5 protein-coding genes are annotated in these 5,329 nt (G+C 73.9%); 4 read left to right on the top strand and 1 reads right to left on the bottom strand.

The window, feature by feature from the left end; translation table 11 throughout:
- Positions 1 to 267: 267 nt before the first annotated feature.
- Complete coding sequence (locus CCN33_RS11730) at positions 268 to 876, top strand: TetR/AcrR family transcriptional regulator (RefSeq protein ID WP_086693581.1); 609 nt, start codon at positions 268 to 270, stop codon at positions 874 to 876.
- On the opposite strand, the gene CCN33_RS11725 is transcribed toward CCN33_RS11730, so the two are convergent.
- A complete protein-coding gene (locus CCN33_RS11725) occupies positions 867 to 1,835 on the bottom strand; it encodes a helix-turn-helix transcriptional regulator (RefSeq protein ID WP_086693580.1) in 969 nt (322 codons plus the stop codon). The genes CCN33_RS11730 and CCN33_RS11725 overlap by 10 nt on opposite strands.
- A gap of 63 nt (positions 1,836 to 1,898) precedes the next feature.
- On the opposite strand from CCN33_RS11725, the gene CCN33_RS11720 reads away from it, so the two are divergent.
- The 3 genes from CCN33_RS11720 to pfkB all read left to right on the top strand — a co-directional run bounded on the left by CCN33_RS11720 (position 1,899) and on the right by pfkB (position 5,246).
- Positions 1,899 to 3,389, top strand: a complete 1,491-nt coding sequence (locus CCN33_RS11720; protein ID WP_086693579.1) for an MFS transporter — start codon at positions 1,899 to 1,901, stop codon at positions 3,387 to 3,389.
- A gap of 151 nt (positions 3,390 to 3,540) precedes the next feature.
- Positions 3,541 to 4,302 carry a DeoR/GlpR family DNA-binding transcription regulator gene (locus tag CCN33_RS11715; protein ID WP_086693578.1) on the top strand — a complete coding sequence of 254 codons (762 nt, stop codon included), beginning with the start codon at positions 3,541 to 3,543 and terminating at the stop codon, positions 4,300 to 4,302.
- Positions 4,299 to 5,246 (top strand): 1-phosphofructokinase, encoded by a 948-nt coding sequence (gene pfkB / locus CCN33_RS11710; RefSeq protein ID WP_086693577.1) that lies wholly within the window; start codon positions 4,299 to 4,301, stop codon positions 5,244 to 5,246. The genes CCN33_RS11715 and pfkB overlap by 4 nt, the downstream gene beginning before the upstream one ends.
- Positions 5,247 to 5,329 lie beyond the last annotated feature (83 nt).

The raw sequence follows: 5,329 nt of genomic DNA, 5'->3' as shown, positions 1-5,329 counted from the left end.
CCCCGGCGCCGGGGCCCGGCGTTTTTCCGCCCGCACGAGTCTCCGGCCGCGTGCCGGGCGGCGGGCACGGGAAAGCGGGCCACCCCGCACCTGAACCACGGGGTGACCCGCCGAATGGCAGATTCTGCCACAGGGGCATAGCCTGCCGAGGTGAGCACCCCCCGTACCACCCGTAACACCGGCAACACCGGCACCACCGCCCGAAGGCGTTCGTATCCGGCCTCTCCGGCGGCCTCCCTGACCGAGCGCCGCAAGGCCGAGACCCGTATGGAGATCGCCCGCGCCGCCGCGACCCTCTTCGTCCGGCAGGGCCTGCGGGCCACCCGCGCCGAGGACATCGCGCACGCGGCGGGCATCGCACCGCGCACCTTCTACCGCTACTTCGCCTCCAAGGAAGAGGCGGTGGCCCCGCTGTACGCGACCGGCGCCCAGCTGTGGACCGAGTCCGTCCGCGCGGCCCCGGCCCACCTCACCCTGCCCGAGGCACTCCGGCACGCCGTCGACCGCACCCTCGCCCCCGGTGTCGGCGTCTCCGCGTCCGCCTGGGAGTGGGCCCGCACCCTGATCCGCATGGCCCACACCAGCCCGGCCCTCGGCAAGGTCTGGGCGGAGGTCTGCCAGGCGTCGGAGACCGAACTCGCCGAGGCGCTGGCCGCGCGGCTGAGGCCCGCCGAGGACGACGCCGACAACGTTGCCGAGGCCGCCACTCCCCACCTCCGCTTCGCCGCAGCCGTGGCGGGCGCGGCCGTACGGGTCGCCGTGGAGACCTGGGCCCTCACCGAGGCCCCGCCCACCGGCCCGGCGGGCCCGGCCGCCCTGGCGCTGGGCAACCTGGTGGCCCTGGGCGACTTCGCCTGGGAAGCGCCTCAGGGCTGAGGAGCGGCGCGGAGCAGCCGTGAACCCAACTCCCTCGTCGCCTCGGCCAGGACGTCCGGACTCCGCACCGTGAACTCGTGCCCCGTCATCGCCAGCCGGACCGCCAGCCACTCCACCGGGTCGCCGGTGGTCCCGTGCAGGAGGCAGTGGTCCGGGCCGTCCGGCTCCGGGGCGCCGAACCAGTGGGGGACGCGGGCCGCGATCCGCTCGGCGGGGGCCGCGAAGCGGACGGTGAACTCCCAGGTGTCGCTGCGCCGTTGGATCGAGCGGCGGAGGTATTCCGCCGCGTCGCCGGAGGGCAGTTCGCGTGGGGTGAAGCGGGCGCCGGTGGCGAAGGGGTCGCCGACCCGGTCCACCCGGAAGGTGCGCCAGTCCTCGCGGTCGAGGTCGTAGGCGACGAGGTACCAGCGCCGCCCGGTGGACACCAGCCGGTACGGCTCGGTCAGCCGGCGCGACGCGCTGCCGTCCCCGGCGCGGTAGGCGAAGCGGAGCCGCTCGTGGCCGGCGATCGTGGACGCCATCACGGTCAGCGTCTCCGGTGCGATGGTCGGGCCGTCACCGCTGGTCAGCGGGGTGGTCGCGGCCTGGAGGGTGGCCACCTGGCGGCGCAGCCGGGCCGGGAGCACCTGCTCCAGCTTGGCCAGCGCCCGCACCGACGCCTCGTCCACCCCCTCCACCGCGTGGCCGGCACCCGCCCGCAGGCCGACCGCGATGGCGACGGCCTCCTCGTCGTCCAGCACCAGCGGCGGCATGGCCTTGCCCGCGACCAGCCGGTACCCGCCCTCCGCGCCCTTGCTGGCCTGCACCGGATAGCCCAGCTCGCGCAGCCGGTCGATGTCACGCCGGACCGTACGCCGGGAGACCCCGAGCCGGCCGGCCAGCTCGCCGCCGGGCCATTCGCGGGGGGTCTGGAGGAGGGACAGGAGCGTCAGCAGCCGGGCCGGGGTGTCCGTCGTCATGCGTCCGAGCATGCCGCACATCTAGGACACGTCCTGTCCTACTGGGTCGCTAGCGTGGCGTACATGACCTCAACGGAACAGACCTCCGGCGCGGACCGGCGCCGCTGGATCGCGCTCGCCATTGTGATGACCGCGGCCTTCATGGACCTCGTCGACGTGACGATCGTGAACATAGCCATCCCCTCCATCCAGCGGGACGAGGGCGCCTCGTTCAGCCAGATCCAGTGGATCACCGCGGGGTACGCGCTGGCGTTCGCGGCCGGTCTGATCACCGGCGGGCGGCTCGGTGACATCCACGGCCGCAGGCGGCTGTTCCTGCTCGGCGTCGGCGGCTTCACCCTCGCCTCGGCGCTGTGCGGCTTCGCGGTCGACCCGGCCATGCTGGTCACGGCCCGCATCCTGCAGGGCGGCATGGCCGCGATGATGGTCCCGCAGGTCCTCTCCATCGTGCACGCCACCTTCCCCGCCCACGAACGCGGCAAGGTCTTCGGGCTGTTCGGCGCTGTCGTCGGCCTCGGCGCGGTCTCCGGCCCGCTGCTCGGCGCCCTGCTGACCGAGTGGGACCTGTTCGGCTTGGAGTGGCGGCCCATCTTCCTGATCAACCTGCCCGTCGGCATCGCCGCCGTGCTGCTCGGCCGCCGCTTCATCTCCGAGTCCCGCGCACCCCGCGCCCTCAAGCTGGACCTCGTCGGCGTCGCCCTGGTCACCCTGGGCCTGCTGATGCTGCTCTACCCGCTCACCCGGGGCCGCGAGCTGGGCTGGCCGCTCTGGGGCCACCTGCTGATGGCGGGCTCGCTCCCGGTCTTCGGCGCACTGGTCGCCTACGAGCGGCGCAAGGCGGCCCGCGACGGCTCCCCGCTGGTCGAGCTGTCCCTGTTCCGGGTGCGCAGCTTTGCCGCCGGAATCGCCGTACAGACCGTGTTCGGGGTCGCGCTCGGCATCTTCTTCCTGGTCTGGACGCTGTACATGCAGATCGGCCTCGGCTGGAGCGTGCTGCGCGCCGGGCTGACCGGGGTGCCCTTCTCGCTCGCGGTGTCGACGGCGGCCGCGCTGTCCGTGCAGTTCCTCGTGCCGCGCTTCGGGCGCAAGGTGCTCCAGGCCGGCGCCCTGACGATGGGCCTCGGCGTGCTCCTCTACATCTGGGAGTCCGACCGGTACGGCCTCGCCATCGCCTCCTGGCAGATGGCGCTCCCGCTGGTCGTGATGGGCGCCGGCATGGGCCTGATCGTGGCCCCGCTGACCGACGCGGTGCTCTCCGAGGTGCCGCGCGAGCACGCCGGATCGGCCTCCGGGCTGATCAACACCGTGCAGCAGATGGGCAACGCCCTCGGGCTCGGCCTGGTGTCGGTCGTCTTCTTCGGGCAGATCGCGGACCGGCTCACCCCGGCGCAGGTCGGTCCGGCCTTCGTGGGCGCCTTCCAGCACGCGCTGTGGTGGGTGGCCGGGGTCATGGGCGTGATCTTCCTGCTGATGTCGGCGCTGCCGAAGCGGCCCGCGCAGCACGTGGAAGGCGCGAGCGAGCCCGCTGCGGAGCGGGAGCTGGTGAAGGTCTGAGCGTGTCCGGGTCCGCCTGCTGAAGTTCCGTTCATGTCCGAATGAAGCCCGAACCCGTTTACTTTCCGGAAACTGGGGCGTAGCCTCGCAGTGAAACCACACGTTCGGGCATGAGTCGGGACGGTGGGCCGAGGTTCGGAGGCAGGCGGACATGTACGCACCGGAGCGTCAGCAGGAGATCCTCCGGCTCGCCCGTGACGGCGGCCGGGTGGACGTGCTGTCGCTGGCCGAGGTGTTCCAGGTGACGGCGGAGACCATCCGCCGTGACCTGAAGGCCCTCGACCGGGCGGGCCTGGTCCGCCGAGTGCACGGCGGCGCCATCCCGGCCGGCCGCCTCGACTTCGAGCCCGACCTCAGCGAGCGCGAGTCCACCGCCGCCGACGAGAAGGACAGCATCGCCAAGGCGGCCCTCGCGGAACTCCCCGTCGACGGCACGGTGATCCTCGACGCGGGCACCACCGTGGCCCGGCTGGCCGGCGCGATCCCGCTGGAGGCGACGCTCACCGCCGTCACCCACAGCCTGCCGATCGCCGCCCGCCTCGCCGACCACCCCGGCCTCCAGCTCCACCTGGTCGGCGGCCGCGTCCGCAACCGCACCCGCGCCGCCGTCGACGCCTGGGCACTGCGCGCCTACGGCGAGATCCGCGCCGACGTGGCCTTCATCGCCGCCAACGGCTTCTCCGCCGAGCACGGTCTGACCACCCCCGACCTCGCCGAGGCCGCCGTCAAGCGCGCGGCCATGGCCGCCGCCCGCCGGGTGGTCCTGCTCGCGGACTCCGCCAAGCACGGCCAGGAGCACTTCGCCCGCTTCGGCGACCTGGGCGACGTGGATCTGCTGATCACCGACAGCGGGCTCAGCCCCGAGGACGCGGCCGTCATCGAGCGCGGCGGCACGGAAGTGGTACGCGCATGATCCTGACCGTCACCCCCAACCCGTCCCTGGACCGTACCTACGAGGTCCCCGTCCTGGAGCGCGGCGAGGTCATCCGCGCCTCCGGCGAGCGCATGGACCCCGGCGGCAAGGGTGTCAACGTCTCCCGTGCGGTCGCGGCCGCCGGCAGGCGCACCCTCGCCGTCCTGCCCCTCGGCGGCGCGCCCGGCGCCCTGATCGCCGAGCTGCTCGACGCCCAGGGCATCGAGGTCGCACCCGTGCCGGTCGCCGGGGCCACGCGGTCCAACATCGCGCTCGCGGAGGCGGACGGCGTCCTGACGAAGATCAACGCGCCCGGTCCGGAGCTGACCCCGGCCGAGGAGGAGTCGCTCCTCGGCGCCGTGCGCACGCACTCGGCCGACGCCCTCTGGATCGCCTGTTGCGGCAGCCTCCCGCTGGGCCTCGCCCCGTCCTGGTACGCCGACGTCGTCGCCCGCGCCCACTCCGGCGGCGCCCGCATCGCCCTGGACACCTCGGGACCGGCCCTGCTCCAGGCGCTGCGGGCCCGGCCCGACGTGGTCAAGCCCAACGCCGAGGAACTGTCCGCCGCCGTCGGCCGCCCGCTGGTCACCGTGGGCGACGCGGTGAAGGCGGCCGAGGAGCTGCGGACGATGGGCGCCCGCGCGGTGCTGGCCAGCCTGGGCGCCGACGGGCAACTGCTGGTCGACGGCAGGGGCACCTGGTTCGGCACCGCCCGCGTGGCCGCCGTCCGCAGCAATGTAGGTGCGGGGGACTCCTCGCTCGCCGGGTTCCTGATCGCCGGGGGAAGCGGGCCGGAGGCCCTCGCCTCCGCCGTGGCACACGGCGCCGCGGCCGTGCAGTTGCCGGGCAGCGTGATGCCGACGCCCGCCGATCTGGACCCCGCCTCGGTCACGGTCACGTCGGACGTGCCGGCCGACCTCGTGCTGACGGAGCCGGTGTCATGAGAGCCGGTGTCGTGCACGGCCCGCTGCGGTGGTCCGCCCTGTCCCCACCCCCACGTCCCCATCCCCGTCTCCTATACACATCT

Origin of the sequence: Streptomyces recifensis (assembly GCF_002154615.1) — a bacterium.
Taxonomy (GTDB): domain Bacteria; phylum Actinomycetota; class Actinomycetes; order Streptomycetales; family Streptomycetaceae; genus Streptomyces; species Streptomyces griseoluteus.
The sequence above is the reverse complement of the archived record's forward strand: the minus strand, read 5'-3'. Positions and strand labels throughout refer to the sequence as shown.